The organism is Vibrio sp. 2-2(8), assembly GCF_963888495.1.
Lineage (GTDB): Bacteria > Pseudomonadota > Gammaproteobacteria > Enterobacterales > Vibrionaceae > Vibrio > Vibrio anguillarum.
Genome location: NZ_CAWPJM010000044.1, coordinates 1 through 17,824, shown reverse-complemented (window position 1 = coordinate 17,824; position 17,824 = coordinate 1). Strand labels below are relative to the sequence as shown.

Here is a 17,824-nt window from a genome sequence, read left to right as displayed (position 1 = left end):
AATATCGACAGTATAGTAAAAAGCCCAGTAAGGTCTGGGCTTAGGGTTTACAACAATGCCAGTAAAGCTTGTAACGGATGCTTGGGTTTTACCTGTTCAAATCGTTTCACTTGACTGCGGCAGGAATACCCTGTGATCAAGCAACGCTCTTTGGGCAGTTTTTCTAAACTTGGCTTCCAGCTTAAACCATAAATATCTTTCGACATCTCCAGCTTATCCTGTTCGTGGCCAAAGGTTCCAGCCATGCCACAACAACCAACTGGCACCGTTTTTAACTGAGAACCAAAATGGCTAAATATCGCGCCCCATTCTTTTTCTGCATTCGGTAGTTTGGTCTTTTCCGTGCAATGAGCAAACAGATACCAAGGCGCGTCACTGTGGTTTTGGTGATGGTTAAACTCCGACAAACGTGGCAACAGCCACTCATGAACGGTCAGCACATCAAACTCACCGCGCTTATCACCAAGAATTTCGTTGTACTCATCACGGTAGCAAAGCACTAACGCTGGATCGACACCGACCATTGGAATATTGAGATCAGCCACTTGTGACAAAAACGCAGCGGTGTTTTTCGCAGTGGTTGTGAATTGCTTTAAAAATCCTTTGATATGCTGCGCTTTACCATTGGGTTTGAATGGCAACAGTATCGGATTTTTGCCTAATTTGATCAGCAATTGCACGAAATCTTCAACCACCTCAGCATCATAATAACTGGTGAATGGGTCTTGAACGATAATCACATGTTCAGCGCGATCTTGCTGTGACAGACCAGCGAGACGCTGCATATCAAATTTCACCACCTGGCCTGCGACACGCTTTGCCAACGTCGGTACCGAAAGCAAGGGTGCATCAACGTAACCAACGGTTGAAGCGGTGAGGCTTTGTACCCATTTCTGAGCCAATACCCCGTTCACCACTTGCGGAGCCTTTGCCATGACCGGTAAAAGCGTTTCAATATTCGCGACGAGATAATCCTTAGCCGGACGCTGATAACGTGAGTAGTAGATATTTAAAAAACGAGAGCGAAAACTCGGCACATCCACTTTGATTGGACATTGGCTGGCACACGCTTTACACGCCAAACAGCCATTCATCGCTTCATACACTTCATGTGAGAAATCGTACTCACGCGATTTATTGAAAGAGTTACGCACGCGATCAATCATAGTTTTGATGGTTGGGTTTGACTCCAACACTTGCTTCTCTAGGTCGAGAATATCCACACCCTGCTCGGTAAGTTGGCGTAACCATTCACGCACCAAACCGGCACGGCCTTTCGGTGAGTGACGACGATCCGCCGTGACTTTCATCGACGGGCACATCGGCGAACTGGTGTCATAGTTAAAGCATAAACCGTTACCATTACACTCCATCGCCTGCTTGAAACTGTCACGGACCTTCACATCGATTTGACGATCAAAATAGCCGCGTTTGGTGTCCGTGACTTTGACCAATTCAAAATTGGTCTCAAGTGGCGTACATATTTTGCCGGGGTTCATTTTATTGTGCGGGTCAAAGGCGGCTTTAACGCGTCGTAATTCAGTAAATAGCTCCTCACCAAAAAACGCGGGGCCATATTCGGAGCGATAACCTTTGCCATGTTCGCCCCACATTAAACCGCCATATTTTGCCACCAGCTTGACCACCTCATCAGACACTTCATGCATCAGAAGCTCTTGCTGTGGGTCACACAAATCCAAAGCAGGACGCACATGCAACACGCCCGCATCCACGTGACCAAACATGCCATAACTGAGATTTTTACTATCCAACAAGGTACGGAATTCGCTAATAAAATCAGCCAAGTGTTGAGGAGGAACACAAGTATCTTCAGCAAAAGCAACAGGTTTAGCCTTGCCTTTGGCCGCCCCTAATAACCCCACCGCTTTTTTGCGCATGTTGTAAATCAGGTTAATGCTCGCCAAATCACTGCACACTTGATAGCCAATGATGCCCGCTTGTTCTTGCTCAAGCATCTGATCAAGATGCTGCGTCAATGAAGCGACCTGCGCGGCGACCTCTTGCTCGCTTTGGCCTGCGTATTCGACCATATTGATGCCTTGCATCTCTTTGCCCGGAACATCCGCTAATAACTCGCTGACGCTATGCCAAACAATATCTTGCTTAGCTAGATTTAATACTTTGGAATCGACGGTTTCAACCGATAACGCATTGGCCGCTACCATTAAAGGGGCATTACGCAATGCCGAATCAAAGCTGTTGTACTTCACATTGACTAAGGTGCGAGCTTGGGGGATAGGCGTCAGATTCAAGGTTGCTTCTGTGATGAAGACCAAAGAGCCTTCTGCGCCACAAAGTACCCGAGTGAGATTAAAGTGATCACGTTCTTCATCAAGCGCATTTTTAAGATCGTAGCCCGTCAGAAAGCGGTTAAGAGGTGGAAATTTCGCCACAATTTGTTCGCGCTTGTCGCGGCATACCGCTTCGGTCACTTGCAAAGCGTTTGCAGCAAAAGTACCACTTTCAGGCAAGCCTAATGAGAGATCCGATTCAAGTACCGAACCATCGGCAAAAACGGCTTGCAGAGACAAGACATGATCCGACGTTTTGCCATATTTTAAAGAGCCCTGCCCTGACGCATCGGTATTGATCATGCCACCAAGTGTGGCTCGGTTACTGGTCGAAAGATCCGGTGAGAAAAAATAACCTAATGGTCTGACCGCATCATTTAATTGGTCTTTCACCACGCCAGCTTGTACTCTTACCCAACCTTCATCAGCATTAATTTCAAGCACTTGGTTCATGTGACGAGATAAATCAACCACAATACCTTTGGTTAACGACTGGCCATTGGTACCAGTGCCACCACCGCGCGGTGAAAAAGTGACTCTCTCAAACTCTGGTTTTGAGCTAATCTTACCAATAAGTGCTACGTCATGAGTTGATTTGGGATGCACAACGGCTTGAGGCAATTGCTGATAGACACTGTTGTCAGTCGCAACAGCAAGTCGGCTAGAGTATTGTGATTCGATATCGCCGCTAAACCCCTCGTTTTCGAGTTGTTGTAAAAAGCTCAAAACGACGGGATCGACGTCCGTTTGGTGATGAAGTCTTGGTAACATTTGCTTCCTGCCCCTACTGCGCTGATCCAATCAGCTGTGGGTTAATGGTTATTTTGATATTAATCTTTGAATTTCGTCACTTTACAACATTTAAAAAGGTGATCAAATCAGAATCTCAATGCAAGAATGAATCTCTCTAAAAAGTCATCAGTACGACATTTTTCCTGTACACAACATTTTAGCTATATATAGTTAATTAACGCTTTATGCTTTATATATTGATATAGAGAGTTAAATACCGCTTTTAAACTGCAATGCACATTACGGATATCAGAATGAAAAAAAACAAGATTGTTACCACTGAAGATATTTTGCTTAAGCTTTGTCAATCAGTGTCAGGAGTGCTCAGTTCTGCAACGGCGACCAACATTGCTTACTCAGCGATGGTACAAAAAATCAACAAAACGTCACTAAAGCCAGATTTCGGCTGTTTCGTTTTGTTTGATGGTGGCTTCTCTGGGCTCGTTGTTATCAACTTTACCGCCAAGGCTGCGCTGGAAATTTACACCAGTTATATGCGCAACATGGGAATGCCAGAAGAAGAGCTGGCCGTGCTGCACACTTCTGACGAGGTGGGCGATGTACTGGGCGAATTGATGAATCAACTCGTAGGCGACTTCACAAATAAAATCCGCAAAGAACTGCAAACCAACATTACCCAAAACCAACCGAAGATGCTGTCACTCAACAAACAGGTAATTTTGTCGGTGGATACTAATTTAGATCGTCCACAAGCACGCCGAGTTACCTTCTCGACAGAAAGTAATAATATTTTCTATCTTGAACTGGCAATGGATAAAACCGAATTCATCCAACTTGAAGAGTTTGAAGTTCAAGAAGATGAAAGCCCTGATTCAATTTTAGAAGCGACTCAGCAAAAACTGTCTGCCAAAGCAAAAAACGACAAGCAAAACAACAGTGATGATGATTTGACTACAGACCTATTGGATGAACTTGGTATTTAAACCACCAACCTCCTCTCGACTCGCTGCCTGATTTTGGGCAGCGATTCCCCACTTCGCTTTCACTTCCCGCATAAAACCGCTAAAATGTCGGACTTTTCTGAAGTTGTAGAATTGTATTTGCGAATTAATGGATAAACAGAAAGCTCTAAAGAAGATCGCTAAATGTCTTGAACTTGGTAATTCCGCGAATGTGAATGAAGCGGCCAATGCCATCAAGATGGCGCATAGCCTGATGCTGAAGTATGGGCTTGATAAAGATGACATCGAATTTATCAAGATGGGCAAAACCCAATCAACCCATTTACTACCCGCATCGATCACCTCATCACTACTGCGAGTGATCCGCGGTATCAATACTAAGTTTGGTGTAGAAGCGGTGCTACTCAATCATAAAGGACTCAAACGTGTTGAGTTTATTGGTGAGGCCGATCGCGCTATTTTTGCCGCATTCGCTTTTGATATCATTTACCGAGAAATGAACGAGCACACAGGCCAATTTCGAAATAGTTTCGCGGGCAGTGGCACTTCCAGCATGGAAGTCACACGGCGCGTCAATTCATTCGTTTCGGGTTGGATTGAAGGGGCATTAGAAAAGCTTCCAGTGATCACCGCCGATGATGAATCCAATAACAAAATCAATAATTACATTGATAAAGAGTTTCAAAATATTGACCGTGAGACCTTCAAGCAGCAGCTGCGTGATGCTATGAAAAATATTACCGCGGATTACGAAACTGGGTTAAAAAAAGGCCGTAAAGTATCTGTAAACCGACCGATTGATGGCGCACCTGCTCCAAAACGTCTTAGATAACCATTAATGCGCTATTCTGCTCTGTGCATTCGATAGAAATGCGCTACTATTTGAACAGAAATTAGCCCCACAAAACATGGTGAAAATTTGAGAGTTGTCCTTAGTTTGTGCCTGTTTTTCTCCTCATTAGTACTGGCTTCTCCTGTTGCTGAGCTAACTGCCCAAGCTCAGCAACAAAACTCAAATGCACAATATCAATTGGCGCTGGCTTATCAGCAAGGGGACAAAGTTGCTGTTAACCTAAACAATGCGTTTTATTGGTTTCAACAAGCGGCGCAGAATGGACACCCCTTAGCCAAATCTAGGCTAGCCAATCTCTATTTAAAGGGACAAGGAACCCCAAAAGACATCCCTCAAGCTCTATTTTGGCTGACAGACTTAGCCACTAGCGGCGATGTGAATGCTCAATTACAACTCGCTAGAACTTACGAAACACTCCCTTCGCCACCCTCAGCGTTAGAATTGTCAGAAATGTGGTATCGCATTGCGGCAAGTAAGAGTAGCCAAGCCGAAGAGGGTTATGCCCGTGTATTGCAAGAAAAATTCAATCAACAACGTGCAAAACAAGTCTCCTCCATCAGCCAATTAGACAGCGCTTTTGACAGCAGCGATGAAGCTGACATGGTGGTCAGCACTGCACCCGTTGAGCACGACTCGACAAGCTCTATCATGACGGATTACTTATCTCTGTTGTTGCTGATGTTACTCCTTTTGATGCTTATCTATCTTTTCCGCTTCTGGAGCCGAAAACGTAAGACTCAACAACACGATAAAAATAGTCAACACCAGCAAGAAATCGAATCGCAGGCCTTTATGATCAAACAGCAAAAAAGGCAGCTTGAAAGCTTATTCAAAGAGATCAAAAGACTGCAAAACAATCATGTGGCTCAATCTCAGGATCAAAAATTACTATTAGCCTGCGCATTATTTGGCTTTAAACCCAGTGAACTTCCCGATGAAAAAAGCATCAAGCTTCGCTACAAGCAACTGTGCAAAATATACCACCCAGATCTTCAAGGCTCACAAGAAGAAATGAAACGACTCAATGGTGCGTTAAAAGTTATCCTGCCTCACGTTAAGTAAATGTTATTTTTAATACGAAATATTACCGCTCGCGATTAAAACACTCGCTAAAGATAGACAACGCAATCGATCTCCATCTCACTTAAAGTAACAAATAGTTAACTTAATTCTCTTTTATATGGGATAATACGCCGCGAAAATTACACCTAAATCTTCTAGGTGGGGAGAAAACATGTTTACGATTGAAGGTATTTGCGATTGGTGTAAACAACCAAAGCTATTAATAAAACACGAATATATTGATGGGAAATCGCATCACTCATGTGAAAGTTGCAATGAGTTTGCGCGCATGGATGTCAGGCAGTTTAATATTGCAGAGCAAGCATTTCGAGATCGACAGTCACTGTCACATTAGGCATCAATAGCTATACATGAAAAAGCGCCAACACGGCGCTTTTTTACTGCCTATTTTAAAAGCACACCCATTTCAGCGACTATGATAACTTATCTAATTAGTGACGAGACACTGTTACTAGGATACTTACATTGATCACAAAACAGACAACGGCGCTTTATCTTTGAACAATTTGATTGTTTGATAAAAATAGTTATTAATCAATAAATTAAAACAAAATCTAACGAATTCAAGCTTGGTTATGCTGATAAATTCAGCAAAAAAAACTTGATCAGTATCTACAACTCAAATACTGTATACACATACAGCATGTATGAAAGGACAGTATTATGCTTCAAGTAAATTTCGCTTCTCAACTATCAGCTCAGTACCCTTTGGCTAATGCCCATCGCTCAGTAAATACGATTGAACAAGCCATGATGTCAAAGCTTGCTAAGCTATCCCAGCACCAACAGCAGTGGATCTTATTCACCTCTGAATGTCCTCGACCACAGTATGAACGGTTTGCTTCTTTCAATATACATTGCGACAGAGTGATCCACATGAAACCCTCTCAAACGTTATCGGAATTAGAGATTGTGATGAAAGCTATCCGCTCTGGAAATGCCAGTGCGATAATCGCGTCAAATACTATTGAGCCTATCAACCAACACCTACTCAAGCAATTAGCGACCGAGCACCACTGTGATGTGTTTTTTGTTGCAGGGAAACAGCAACCGTTTCATTGATCGAGAAAATGCTGTTGAGGGTGAATAATGCTGTATTACCCTCCATAACAGCAAAGGCCTAGCACTGTGGCTAGACCTTTGAGATTAGAACATCTTAATTGTGTCACTGTGACACCAATAGATTAGATATCAATTACATCGAATGCCACTTCAGTATCGACATCGGCTTCGTAATCAACGCCATCAACACCAAAACCGAATAACTTCAAGAATTCTTCTTTGTATTCAACGTAATCCGTCAGCTCTTTTAGGTTTTCAGTAGTGATCTGTGGCCAAAGCTCACGGCAATGCTTTTGAATATCTTCACGCAGTTCCCAGTCATCCAGACGCAGACGATTTTGCTCATCTACTTCCGGCGCACTACCGTCTTCTTTATAAAGACGTTGGCTAAACATGCGATAGATCTGTTCAATACATCCTTCATGTACACCTTGCTCACGCATTTTCTTAAACACCATTGCGATGTAAAGAGGCATAACAGGAATAGCTGAACTGGCTTGAGTAACAACCGATTTAAGAACGGCCACATTAGCCGTACCGCCTAATACAGAAAGCTGTTCATTCAGTGCCGATGCGGCGCGGTCTAAATCCATCTTCGCTTTACCTAGCGCACCATCCCAATAGATTGGCCAAGTTAGCTCAGTACCGATATAGCTATAAGCCACGGTTTTACACCCTTGAGCCAATACGCCAGCTTCAGCAAGTGCATGGATCCACAGCTCCCAATCTTGACCACCCATAACCGTTACCGTGTCTGCAATTTCCTGCTCAGTTGCAGGTTCAACACTGGCTTCAATGATGATGTCTTTATTGGTATCAACCGCTGTCGCGGTGTATGTTTGGCCAATCGGTTTTAATGATGAGCGAATCAGTTCGCCAGTTTCAGGTAACTTACGCACTGGTGAAGCAAGCGAGTAAACCACCATATCAATTTGACCTAAGTCTTGTTTGATTAGCTCGATCGCTTTCTGTTTTGCTTGGTGAGAAAATGCATCACCATTTAGGCTTTTAGCATACAAACCCGCCTCGTGAGCAAGCTTGTCAAACGCGGCTGCGTTATAAAAACCGGCGGTGCCTGGTTTTTTGTCCGTGCCCGGTTTTTCAAAGAAAACACCGATGGTCGCAGCACCTCCACCAAAAGCGGCGGTAATACGAGACGAAAGGCCGTAGCCACTGGATGAGCCTACAACAAGTACACGTTTCGGTGCATTTTTTATAGGGCCTTGTGCTTTGGTGTAAGCAATTTGTTCTTTTACATTAGCTTCACAACCCACAGGGTGCGTTGTCGTACAGATAAATCCACGAATTTTAGGTTTGATGATCATATTCAACTTCCTTCAAAAATCTCCGCTAGGATAAAAGTTTCGCTCGAAGATCTCACCCTATTTCTTTAAAAACAGGCAGAAATTGCAAGTGGTTGGATCTCTCGTGGCTCAAAAAATCAGGGCACCCGACTAGGATGCCCTGATATACGGTCACACTTTTAGTGACGATATTCGCGACTAGGCGACATGATTAAGCTTTGGCTTTCCCGGCTTATTGGTCATCACCTCGCTCAAGTCATGGCTAAAGTGATCAACTTGAATCGCTTTATAACGCAGTTTGTCTGCGGCCAAAATTTGGTCTACTTCAGTTTGAGTCAACACATTTTCGCTTAAGGCTTGAGCCAATCGCTCAGTCAGGGCACCTTTACGCGCAATTTTACCCTCTTTGGCTGCGCGGAACAGCTTGCGCTCAAGTGCACTGATACCATACATCGCCAAAAACGCTTTTTCCATCAAGCCAACGCTATCGTCTTCCTCTGGCCCAATGTAGCAAAGATGAGTGAGACGATCTCGATGTGCTCCAGGAGTCATTAAGCTTTCCGCCAGTTTGACCGACAGCTCATCGCTAGGTTTGTCATAATGGTTGCCCAAAGGGAAGACCAACACTTTAAGTAAGCGCCCAACCACTTTGTTGGGGAAGTTGCTGTACGCCTCTTGCAAAGATTTAGCCGCGTGGTACAAACAATATTGCACCGCGTAGTGCACGTAATCTAAATCGGTTTGTTGGCGGCCTTCATCTTCATACTTTTTCAAGGTCGCTGAAGCCATGTACAGATAACTCAAACCATCACCTAAACGCGCTGAAATCATCTCTTTACGTTTAAGATCGCCACCTAACGTCAACATAGCGAAATCGGCACTCACGGCAAGTGCTCGGCTAATGCGCGTTAACTGTTGGTAATACGCTTTTGTTGGGCCGCTCATCTGCGCTTTGACAAAGCGCGAACCCGTTAATGCAGCACCGAGAGCCCCAAAGGTATTTTTGGTCGCGTGGCTAATGTGCTTAAACAACAGCTTATCGAAATCTTTCGCGCCTTGCTCTGTATCAGGATTAGCCGCCGCTTCCATCTCTTTCAAAACATAAGGGTGACAACGAGTGGCACCTTGGCCAAAGATCATCAAATTGCGAGTTAGGATATTGGCCCCTTCAACCGTAATTGCGACCGGGATACCGAGATAATGTGTTCCGAGGTAGTTCATTGGCCCATCTTGAATCGCTCGACCAGAGTGAATATCCATCGAATCATTTAAAATTGTACGCGCAATTTCTGTCATATGATATTTGGCAATGGCGGTCACTATGCCTGGCTTTTCTTTCAAATCGAGCGAGGTTGTGGTTAAGGTTCGTGTCGCTTCAAGCAAATAAGTTAAGCCACCGATACGGCCCAGTGCTTCAGCTACCCCTTCAAATTTACCAATTGACATGCCAAATTGCTTGCGCACATAAGCGTATGCACCTGTCGTGCGCGAAGTTAAGTGACCAATCGCCGTACCAAGTGCGGGTAATGAAATACCACGCCCTGCCGACAAACATTCCACCAGCATGCGCCAGCCTTTACCCGCATAGTCAGCACCACCGATGAGCCAATCCATCGGGATGAAAACATCTTGACCACGCGTTGGGCCGTTCATAAACGCAAGGCCGAGTGGATCGTGTCGCTCGCCAATTTCCACGCCTTTGTGATTAGCAGGGATCAGCGCGCAGGTAATGCCGATATCGAGCTTATCACCTAGAAGTTTGTCAGGATCACTGAGTTTGAAAGCTAGGCCTAGCACAGTTGCAACCGGAGCCAGCGTGATATAACGCTTATTCCAACTGAGTTTAATCCCAAGGACTTCTTTGCCCTCGTGCTTGCCGTAACACACCACGCCTTGATCAGGAATACCGCCAGCATCGGAGCCTGCTTCTGGCCCGGTCAGCGCAAAACAAGGGATATCCGTACCGTCAGCTAAGCGAGGAAGCCAGTAGTCTTTCTGTTGTTGTGTACCGTAGTGAGAGAGAAGCTCTCCCGGACCAAGGGAGTTTGGCACCATCACTGTAACAGCGGTACTGATACTGCGCGTCGCAATCCGTGACACTATGGTGGAGTTGGCGAGTGCTGAAAATTCACGACCACCGTAGGCCTTTGAAATAATCAAAGAGAAAAAACGCTCTTTACGCAGAAACGTCCACACTTCCGCTGGCAAGTCACGATCTTCTTTCACGATTTTATGGTCATCTAACATGGACAGCAGCGTTTCCAACTCATTATCAATGAAAGATTGCTCTTCATCTGACAAGGTTGGTTTTGGGTAATGATGAAGTTTGGTAAAGTCTGGACGACCTGAAAACAGTTCACCATCCCACCAAACGCTGCCCGCTTCCATCGCCTCTTTTTCTGTCTCCGATAACGGAGGCAAAACTTGCTTAAACAGTTTAAAGGCGGGGTCGCTTATCCATTTTCTTCGTAGAGAGCTCATGATCAGATCCTTTTGTTCGCTTGGATTGTTACTTCTTATAATAGATTTAATTGGGTTAATCAGCCGCAACGCCGGCGGCTAAATAAGGAATAAGTAAGTCGACGACGGTTTTGGCATCCACTTGGTTGCCAAAATCACTTTCGGCAATCTCAGCCAATGCTTGGCTCGACGCCATGGTAAAAACACACGTGCCTAGCGTGAAGTGCAAACGCCAGAATAGAGTTTCAGGCGTCAGTTTTGGGTTCGCCTTCATCACTGACTGAGTAAACAGTGACAATACATCGTTGTAGCGTGTGGTGATAAACCAACGCAAATGACCTTGCACATCGGTATAGCCGCGGCCAATCAACAACATAAAACGGCTGGTACCATTGGGCCTAACATCATTCAACGCACGTAATGGTGTACGCAATGACTCAAACACTTCCGACATTTGATATTCATCTTGGGAGTTTAACTCCTGCAGCGCTTGTTGAACGGCTGGCATAAATGCTTCTAAATAACGATTCAACACTGCACGCACTAACGTTTTCTTATCACCAAAATGGTAGTTAACCGAGGCTAGATTTACTCCAGCTTTGCTGGTGATAGCTCGTAACGATGTATCGTTGAAGCCATGTTCAGCAAACAATCCCTCTGCAACATCTAGGATTTTTTCTTTGGTACTACTTCTTGGTGCCATTTCAATCACTCGTATCAAACAGGTGTTTGAAATATACTATCGACACAATTGATTAACAAGCAATTAACATCACATTTTTACGAAATGATCGGAGCTGAAGAGTAAAATAGAAGTAAGCTAATGAAAGATAAATATTTTAAAAATAAATTGAAAAAAATGGCTTTAAGATGGAACTGATTGTGAAATGCTCAGTCTCAATAAGTGTAGTTAGCAGAGCATTAAGAATTTTACAGGCCGTCAAATTTTTCTTCTTACTGTAACTACCGATATGCTGCTTTTTCTTATTAACTCCTATGTTTATTTGTATCCGCCCAGCGCCTTTTGCTCTGGGCTTTTTTTTGCCGCATGAGAGGCAAAGCAGTAACTGACGAGCGATAAAATCGGCCAACACTGCAATTTTTACTCAGGTCAGTATATACTACGGCCCTTTTCTGCTCGAAAATCATCATGAAACTGTCTGACACCCCCATAACACAACATACTTTTGCCAATAACCGCTTCTATTTAAAACGTGATGATCAACTTCACAGCCATTTTTCAGGAAATAAAGCGCGTAAGTTTATGGCGTTATTGGATAGCGATCTCCCCGGCATCAGCACTTTAATCAGCTATGGTTCGGCGCAGTCGAATGCTCTCTATTCTCTGGCGGCTCTTGCGCGCATTAAAGGGTGGAAATTTGAGTTTTATGTAGACCACATTCCAACGTGGTTACAACAAAGGCCGATTGGCAACTATCGTGGCGCACTGGATTTAGGAGCGCACATCATCGAAGTTAGCCCCATCAATATAATGCCCCCCGAGCAGTATATTGATACGATCCGTCAGCCTGATGCTTCATGCTTAGTCGTACCAGAAGGCGGTCGCTCAAAGGTGGCCGAAACGGGCATTAAGCAGTTGGCTCTAGAAATTCTCAACTGGATGAGAATGGAGACAAAAACGCAATTCGTCGTTGCGTTGCCCTCCGGGACAGGAACCACTGCGATCTACCTGCAAAAATATCTAAAACCGCACGGCATTGAGGTTCTGACCTGTGCTTGTGTAGGGGGAAATGACTACCTCATCCAACAATTTGACGAGCTTGAAGAGCGCCAGTACCCTACGATTATATCTACAGAGAAAAAGCATCACTTTGGACGATTGTACGAAGCCGATTATCGGATGTGGCAAAATCTACTTGAGCAGACTCATGTGGAATTTGATCTGTTGTATGACCCTATGATGTGGCAATGTTTGTTACCTTGGATGGAAGCTCATCCAGAAAAAACGGTGATTTATATTCATCAAGGTGGGTTACTGGGTAATGAAAGTATGCTGCCCCGCTATCAGCGGCAATTTGATTAACTACCTCACTATAAATAGGAGATACACCATGCTGAAGTACTGTGTTTGGTTATTATTGATTGCTCCTAGCTTTGGCTACACGAAAGTAATCAATACCGCTTCGCTACCAGTTGTGGTGGCTACAGAAGGTAAAGCTTTGCAACGTGTTTGCTATTATAAGGACCAAGCTTATTCTATCGGTGCAGTGATTCAAGTCGGTGAGCTGTATATGATCTGCCAAGAGGCCAATGATTTTGAAACCAATGGCCCCTTAAGATGGGTGTTACTGACTCAACAAAAATAGTGAGAGGAAGGTTAGTTTAAGCCTCCCATTAGGGTGTATTTCACTTCCAAATATTCGTCTAGCCCCTGCTTTGCTCCCTCGCGGCCAAGACCTGACTCTTTGATGCCGCCAAACGGTGCGACTGTAGTTGATATCAAACCTTCGTTAATACCAACAATGCCGACTTCCAGTGCCTCACTCAAGCGCCAAGCCCGAGCCAGTGACTGCGTATAGCAGTATGCCGCTAATCCAGAATCCGTTTGGTTTGCACGTTCAATCACTTCCTCTTCGTGAGTGAAACGAAACAAAGGTGCAAGTGGGCCAAAGGTTTCTTCTTGAGCCACCAACATCTCTTCTGTCATCTCAGTTAATACGTGAGGCTCAAACAAGCGGCTACCGGCTTGAGGCAGAGTGCCATATTGCACTAAAGCGCCCTGCGCGGTGGCATCCGCAATATGTAATTTGACTTTAGCCACCGCCGCATCATTGATTAAAGGCCCCATTGTTACGCCTGATTCCAACCCATTTCCCACAATCAGCTTGCTGACTTTATCAACCAATTTTTTAACAAATTTATCGTACACGCCCTCTTGCACATAGATTCGATTGGCACAGACACAAGTTTGACCAGCGTTACGAAACTTCGCCACCATCACACCCTCTACGGCGGCATTAATGTCGGCATCATCAAACACAATAAAAGGGGCATTACCACCCAGCTCGAGCGACAACTTTTTGATGTTGTGCGCGCACTGTGCCATTAATATTTTCCCCACTCCTGTTGAGCCAGTAAATGAGAGTTTGCGTACCACTTTGCTGCTGGTTAATTGCTGCCCGATTGCGATTGCCTCTCCGGTCACCAATTGCAATAAGCCAGCGGGAAGCCCAGCACGATGCGCCAATTCTGCCAAAGCAAGAGCAGTAAAAGGCGTATCTGGTGCTGGTTTGAGTACCACTGCGCACCCAGCCGCAATCGCTGGAGCACATTTACGAGTCACCATAGCCGCAGGGAAATTCCAAGGCGTGATCGCAGCAACCACACCAATAGGTTCTTTCGATACCAGTATTCTTGCATCCGCTTTATGACTCGGGACAAGCTCACCATAAGCTCGTTTTGCCTCTTCGGCATACCATTCGACAAAGCTGGCAGCATAGCTGATCTCGCCTTTCGCTTCCGCTAAAGGTTTGCCTTGCTCGTTGGTTAAAATCAGTGCCAGATCATCGCTGTGTTCAACAATCAATTCATACCAAGATCTAAGCACTCTCGCTTTGTCCGCCGCTGGCTGTTTTTTCCACAGTTTCTGCGCAAGCTCTGCACCCTCAATCGCTTGTTGGACTTGCGCACTATCTAGCTGCGGAACCGTTCCAATCAGAGTGCCGTCATAAGGGTTGTAAACGGTTGAGGTGAGCGAGTTGGATGCACAAACCCATTGACCATTGAGATAACATTGTTGTTTAAAAAGTTGAGGATCACGAAGCTGCATGACGATGCTCCTAGCGATAATATGGGGGGAGAAGCACAGGGTAAAAGGAAACTGAGTCAGGTTCAATTGATAAACGGTATTATTCAGGGATTGCGACTATCTACTCATGAATCAGCCTCGACCCAGCCGCTTCCTATGCAGAAAAATGGCGTTAACTCACCACGTCTTCCACTGTAAAAACTCCCCTTAAGGGATCAATGTTTTGGCAATAAGTGTTACCAACCACCTCTTTCGCTTGATACATCGCCTCATCAGCTAAGGCCATTAAATGGTGCATACTATTGGTTTGTAAGGGGAAGTAGCTGATACCGACACTAACACCAACGGTTAGGCTTTGCCCTTCAAACTCAATGGGCAGCCCTAAGCATTTGATGATTTGTTTGACTTTCTCTGCGACAAAGTCGTACTCATCAATCAGATCGAGGCACACTACAAATTCATCGCCGCCAAGCCTTGCCGCAAAATCAGATTGGCGGATACTGGCCTCTAAGCGAATCGCGATTTGCTTTAAAATTTCATCTCCCGCGCAGTGGCCTTGAGTGTCATTGATGGTTTTGAAATTGTCCAAATCAATGAAAAGCAGCGCTAACTTCACCTTAGTCCTGTTGGCTTTTACGATGGCGTTATCCAACAACTTTTCAAACGCTCGCCGATTAAGTAGCCCCGTCAACGAATCATGTTCAGATAGAAACTGAAGCTGATCTTTTTGAATTTTTAACTCTGAGGTTTGCCGCTCAACCTCTAATTGTAATTCATCTTTTGTTACGGTTGTCGTTTTTAGTGAGACCTTCATATGGTTAAAAAAGTCAGCCAAAGCTACAAATTCAATATCCAGATTAACTGGTTCAATCTTGCTTTCAAGGTCACCATACGTCAAAGCTAGGATACCTTGTTTAATTGACGCAAACCCCCTTTTGAAACGTTTCAAAATCAACCAGGCAATGCCACTCACTAAGATTGAAAAAAATAATATTTTCAGTGCACTCAACATCAAGGTCATTTGTTGACTCTCAATGCTTTTTGCTAAGACTGATTTTTGTAAGTAAAACAACTCTTCAGTCATATTTTGCACAAGCATATTGTAACGTGAATGTAACAGCCCTTTCGCGCTGATTAGAGAGTTGCTTTTTGCTTCAGCATCTTGATGAGTAAGCTTTTTTTCTTGTTGCAGTAAGACGGCAAGGCTAGTATTCATGCGTTGTAAGTTTTCGATATGTTTGCCCATCATCTTATGATTAAGCAGTCTCTTGGAGAGGCTTTGCTGAGCAATATCAACCTGGTCCAAACTTGATACATCAGAATACTGCAGGAAAATCCAAAGTTGGCTACGCAACAAATCCACACTCAATTGGATCTGCATAATATCTTCTAGATCTTTTTTTGTTTGCTCTTGTTCTTTAAGTAAGCCCCACAGAGAAAAAGTGATCAAAAGGATTAGAAATGCCGTGGATGCGAACAATAATGTCAATTTACGCACAATCGAACTGATCATTTTATCGATACCTTAGTACGTAGCACTTCCTCGATCGGCTTGGAAGCAAGCACTGTCCGAAAATCCGGCTTGTCGCCCGTAACCATACCAGCCTCAATCGCCCATCTTGCTTGAAGCTGTAAGTTAGATAAAAGTGCATTACCTAACGACAAACGAAATACATAATCATTCCAAGACCACTCGAGTTGGGGTAACGGAATATTTAAGGCCTGTGCAATCACCTCTCTCGATTGTTCAGGATTGAGGTTAATCCATTCATTAGCCTCTTTTAATGCACGTAATATTGCCACTATCTCGTCATGCGCCTCTTCGACGGTTGCTTTCATCGAAAGTAAATTAAACGACAAATGATAAATACCAGATAGCCCAAGGTTCAATACATCGGATGGTGCAGAGGTTTCAGTTTTATAACCGTAAGGTTCCCAAACAGAAATAGCATCAACTTGTGAGGAGAATAATGAGTCATTTAGCGCTTCTGGTGGTAAATAGACTTTTTCAACAGCCATCTCTTTCAGGTCACTGGCAATCAACAATGAATCAAAGTAAAACTCACTGGCACTCGCCTTAACGATGCCTACTTTTTTACCTTCCAAGTCACTCAGGTTAACAATGCCTAATCGCTCTAACGTGAGCAGCTTTAAATCGTTATCTGACTCAACAAAACTGGTTAATAGTGCAAAATCATTACGCTGGAAAAGCTTAAACATAACCACCGACTCAGAGGCAGTCGCATAGTCTACATTCCCACTAAACAAAGCTTGAGAACAGGCCACACCTCCAGAACAGGGCACTAGTTCGACATTCACCCCTTGTTGTTCAAAAAAACCCAAACTGTCGGCAATAATAAAGGAGGAAGAGAGTGGCGTTTGCGAAACCGCTATTCTTACTGCTTTACGCTCTTCAACACGGCTAGCATCATAAAAATGACCAAGTTGCCTATTAAAAATAGCAATAGTGACTACCAATACAACAATAGCCACTGCAACTTTATGAAAGGTCTGAGCTTTGTGCTTTTTCGTAACCATAGCCAATAAGTGAAATTAGTTTTATATATGACAGTTTAGCTCTGAATTGGAATTATTTTTGAGTGAATGGCTATTTAATAACTTTTAGCAGGGGATGCATTGAGATTGTTTAGATTAAACAGTGAGTTAAGCTTGAGTTAACATGGTATTTTACGCACAAAAAAACCGTAGACGATCGTCTACGGTTTAGAATATGGCGGGAGCAAGACAGCACACCTTAGCTTTCAAGGCCATGATTTAAAACTAAAACAATAATATACAAATGAAAAGTATCACCCTGAGTATTACTTTTAGAAATCGATTAAGGCTAAAAGCATTCGAGATCCTTTACATTCTAGTATCAGATAGTCATGCCATCACAATAATCGAAAAATCAATTAGGTAGTTCTTAGCGGTAAAGATAATTTAGTATCGTTATAATTCGTATAGGAACAAGTTATGATGATCAACTTTAATCAAAAAGTCAGAGGAACGCGTGTCTATTACAAGGGACAAACCAGTCCACCTCAAGCATTAAAAACACTTACTCGCGTAGCCGAGCAAGAAAACTTCGAGAGCGATCGTGGACGCATCTTAAATTCAGCAGCAGTGCGAAGGCTGCAGTAAAAATCCGCCTTCTTAGAAGGCGGCTTTGGTTTACAGCCCCCTGAAAGGGGGCATCCTCGCGCTGTTAGTTCATCTTCAACTCTAACTGCACCTCATATTCTTGATCTTTCTTGTCTTGGTGT

General features: G+C 44.0%; 14 protein-coding genes. 7 read left to right on the top strand and 7 right to left on the bottom strand.

Translation table 11 applies throughout. From position 1 onward, the window contains the following. Positions 1-47 precede the first annotated feature (47 nt). On the bottom strand, positions 48-3,083 hold the full coding sequence (gene ydiJ / locus AACV12_RS11310) for a D-2-hydroxyglutarate dehydrogenase YdiJ (protein WP_170900352.1): 3,036 nt from the start codon (positions 3,081-3,083) through the stop codon (positions 48-50). A gap of 275 nt (positions 3,084-3,358) precedes the next feature. On the opposite strand from ydiJ, the gene AACV12_RS11305 reads away from it, so the two are divergent. The 5 genes from AACV12_RS11305 (at position 3,359) to AACV12_RS11285 (ending at position 7,025) form a co-directional block, all read left to right on the top strand. Beyond that, positions 3,359-4,048 carry a DUF3334 family protein gene (locus AACV12_RS11305; protein ID WP_026028133.1) on the top strand — a complete coding sequence of 230 codons (690 nt, stop codon included), beginning with the start codon at positions 3,359-3,361 and terminating at the stop codon, positions 4,046-4,048. A gap of 127 nt (positions 4,049-4,175) precedes the next feature. Continuing rightward, positions 4,176-4,859 (top strand): DUF2786 domain-containing protein, encoded by a 684-nt coding sequence (locus tag AACV12_RS11300; protein ID WP_017042255.1) that lies wholly within the window; start codon positions 4,176-4,178, stop codon positions 4,857-4,859. A gap of 105 nt (positions 4,860-4,964) precedes the next feature. Then, a complete protein-coding gene (locus AACV12_RS11295; RefSeq protein WP_170900429.1) occupies positions 4,965-5,942 on the top strand; it encodes a J domain-containing protein in 978 nt (325 codons plus the stop codon). Positions 5,943-6,114: 172 nt separating this feature from the next. Beyond that, on the top strand, positions 6,115-6,297 hold the full coding sequence (locus AACV12_RS11290) for a hypothetical protein (RefSeq protein WP_010319035.1): 183 nt from the start codon (positions 6,115-6,117) through the stop codon (positions 6,295-6,297). Between the two features lie 329 nt (positions 6,298-6,626). Continuing rightward, positions 6,627-7,025, top strand: coding sequence for a hypothetical protein (locus tag AACV12_RS11285; protein ID WP_170900351.1), 399 nt, complete (start codon positions 6,627-6,629; stop codon positions 7,023-7,025). A 122-nt stretch (positions 7,026-7,147) separates the two neighbouring features. On the opposite strand, the gene fabV is transcribed toward AACV12_RS11285, so the two are convergent. The 3 genes from fabV to AACV12_RS11270 form a co-directional block, all read right to left on the bottom strand. After that, a complete protein-coding gene (gene fabV / locus AACV12_RS11280) occupies positions 7,148-8,350 on the bottom strand; it encodes an enoyl-ACP reductase FabV (protein WP_026028134.1) in 1,203 nt (400 codons plus the stop codon). Positions 8,351-8,527: 177 nt separating this feature from the next. Continuing rightward, complete coding sequence (locus AACV12_RS11275; protein ID WP_064625501.1) at positions 8,528-10,810, bottom strand: acyl-CoA dehydrogenase; 2,283 nt, start codon at positions 10,808-10,810, stop codon at positions 8,528-8,530. Positions 10,811-10,865: 55 nt separating this feature from the next. Continuing rightward, the gene (locus tag AACV12_RS11270) at positions 10,866-11,492 is read right to left on the bottom strand and encodes a TetR/AcrR family transcriptional regulator (protein ID WP_038172089.1); all 627 of its coding nucleotides are present in this window, start codon (positions 11,490-11,492) and stop codon (positions 10,866-10,868) included. A 447-nt stretch (positions 11,493-11,939) separates the two neighbouring features. Here AACV12_RS11270 and AACV12_RS11265 point away from each other — a divergent pair, with 447 nt between their 5' ends. Together AACV12_RS11265 and AACV12_RS11260 are read left to right on the top strand one after the other, a co-directional pair. Beyond that, on the top strand, positions 11,940-12,833 hold the full coding sequence (locus AACV12_RS11265) for a pyridoxal-phosphate dependent enzyme (RefSeq protein ID WP_094127174.1): 894 nt from the start codon (positions 11,940-11,942) through the stop codon (positions 12,831-12,833). A gap of 28 nt (positions 12,834-12,861) precedes the next feature. Further along, positions 12,862-13,116 (top strand): DUF1496 domain-containing protein, encoded by a 255-nt coding sequence (locus tag AACV12_RS11260; protein WP_010319042.1) that lies wholly within the window; start codon positions 12,862-12,864, stop codon positions 13,114-13,116. An 11-nt stretch (positions 13,117-13,127) separates the two neighbouring features. On the opposite strand, the gene AACV12_RS11255 is transcribed toward AACV12_RS11260, so the two are convergent. The 3 genes from AACV12_RS11255 to AACV12_RS11245 form a co-directional block, all read right to left on the bottom strand. Further along, entirely contained in the window at positions 13,128-14,579 is a 1,452-nt protein-coding gene (locus AACV12_RS11255) for an NAD-dependent succinate-semialdehyde dehydrogenase (RefSeq protein WP_445286168.1), read from the bottom strand. A 151-nt stretch (positions 14,580-14,730) separates the two neighbouring features. Beyond that, on the bottom strand, positions 14,731-16,071 hold the full coding sequence (locus AACV12_RS11250; RefSeq protein WP_013856589.1) for a GGDEF domain-containing protein: 1,341 nt from the start codon (positions 16,069-16,071) through the stop codon (positions 14,731-14,733). Then, positions 16,068-17,102 carry an ABC transporter substrate-binding protein gene (locus AACV12_RS11245; RefSeq protein WP_019280927.1) on the bottom strand — a complete coding sequence of 345 codons (1,035 nt, stop codon included), beginning with the start codon at positions 17,100-17,102 and terminating at the stop codon, positions 16,068-16,070. Before AACV12_RS11245 ends, AACV12_RS11250 begins: the two co-directional genes overlap by 4 nt. Between the last annotated feature and the right edge of the window lie 722 nt (positions 17,103-17,824).

Coding starts and splice junctions, on each gene's coding strand:
- ydiJ (WP_170900352.1), bottom strand. CDS start 3,083: ATGTTACCAAGACTTCATCACCAAACGGACGTCGATCCCGTCGTTTTG.
- AACV12_RS11305 (WP_026028133.1), top strand. CDS start 3,359: ATGAAAAAAAACAAGATTGTTACCACTGAAGATATTTTGCTTAAGCTT.
- AACV12_RS11300 (WP_017042255.1), top strand. CDS start 4,176: ATGGATAAACAGAAAGCTCTAAAGAAGATCGCTAAATGTCTTGAACTT.
- AACV12_RS11290 (WP_010319035.1), top strand. CDS start 6,115: ATGTTTACGATTGAAGGTATTTGCGATTGGTGTAAACAACCAAAGCTA.
- AACV12_RS11285 (WP_170900351.1), top strand. CDS start 6,627: ATGCTTCAAGTAAATTTCGCTTCTCAACTATCAGCTCAGTACCCTTTG.
- fabV (WP_026028134.1), bottom strand. CDS start 8,350: ATGATCATCAAACCTAAAATTCGTGGATTTATCTGTACGACAACGCAC.
- AACV12_RS11275 (WP_064625501.1), bottom strand. CDS start 10,810: ATGAGCTCTCTACGAAGAAAATGGATAAGCGACCCCGCCTTTAAACTG.
- AACV12_RS11270 (WP_038172089.1), bottom strand. CDS start 11,492: ATGGCACCAAGAAGTAGTACCAAAGAAAAAATCCTAGATGTTGCAGAG.
- AACV12_RS11265 (WP_094127174.1), top strand. CDS start 11,940: ATGAAACTGTCTGACACCCCCATAACACAACATACTTTTGCCAATAAC.
- AACV12_RS11260 (WP_010319042.1), top strand. CDS start 12,862: ATGCTGAAGTACTGTGTTTGGTTATTATTGATTGCTCCTAGCTTTGGC.
- AACV12_RS11255 (WP_445286168.1), bottom strand. CDS start 14,579: ATGCAGCTTCGTGATCCTCAACTTTTTAAACAACAATGTTATCTCAAT.
- AACV12_RS11250 (WP_013856589.1), bottom strand. CDS start 16,071: ATGATCAGTTCGATTGTGCGTAAATTGACATTATTGTTCGCATCCACG.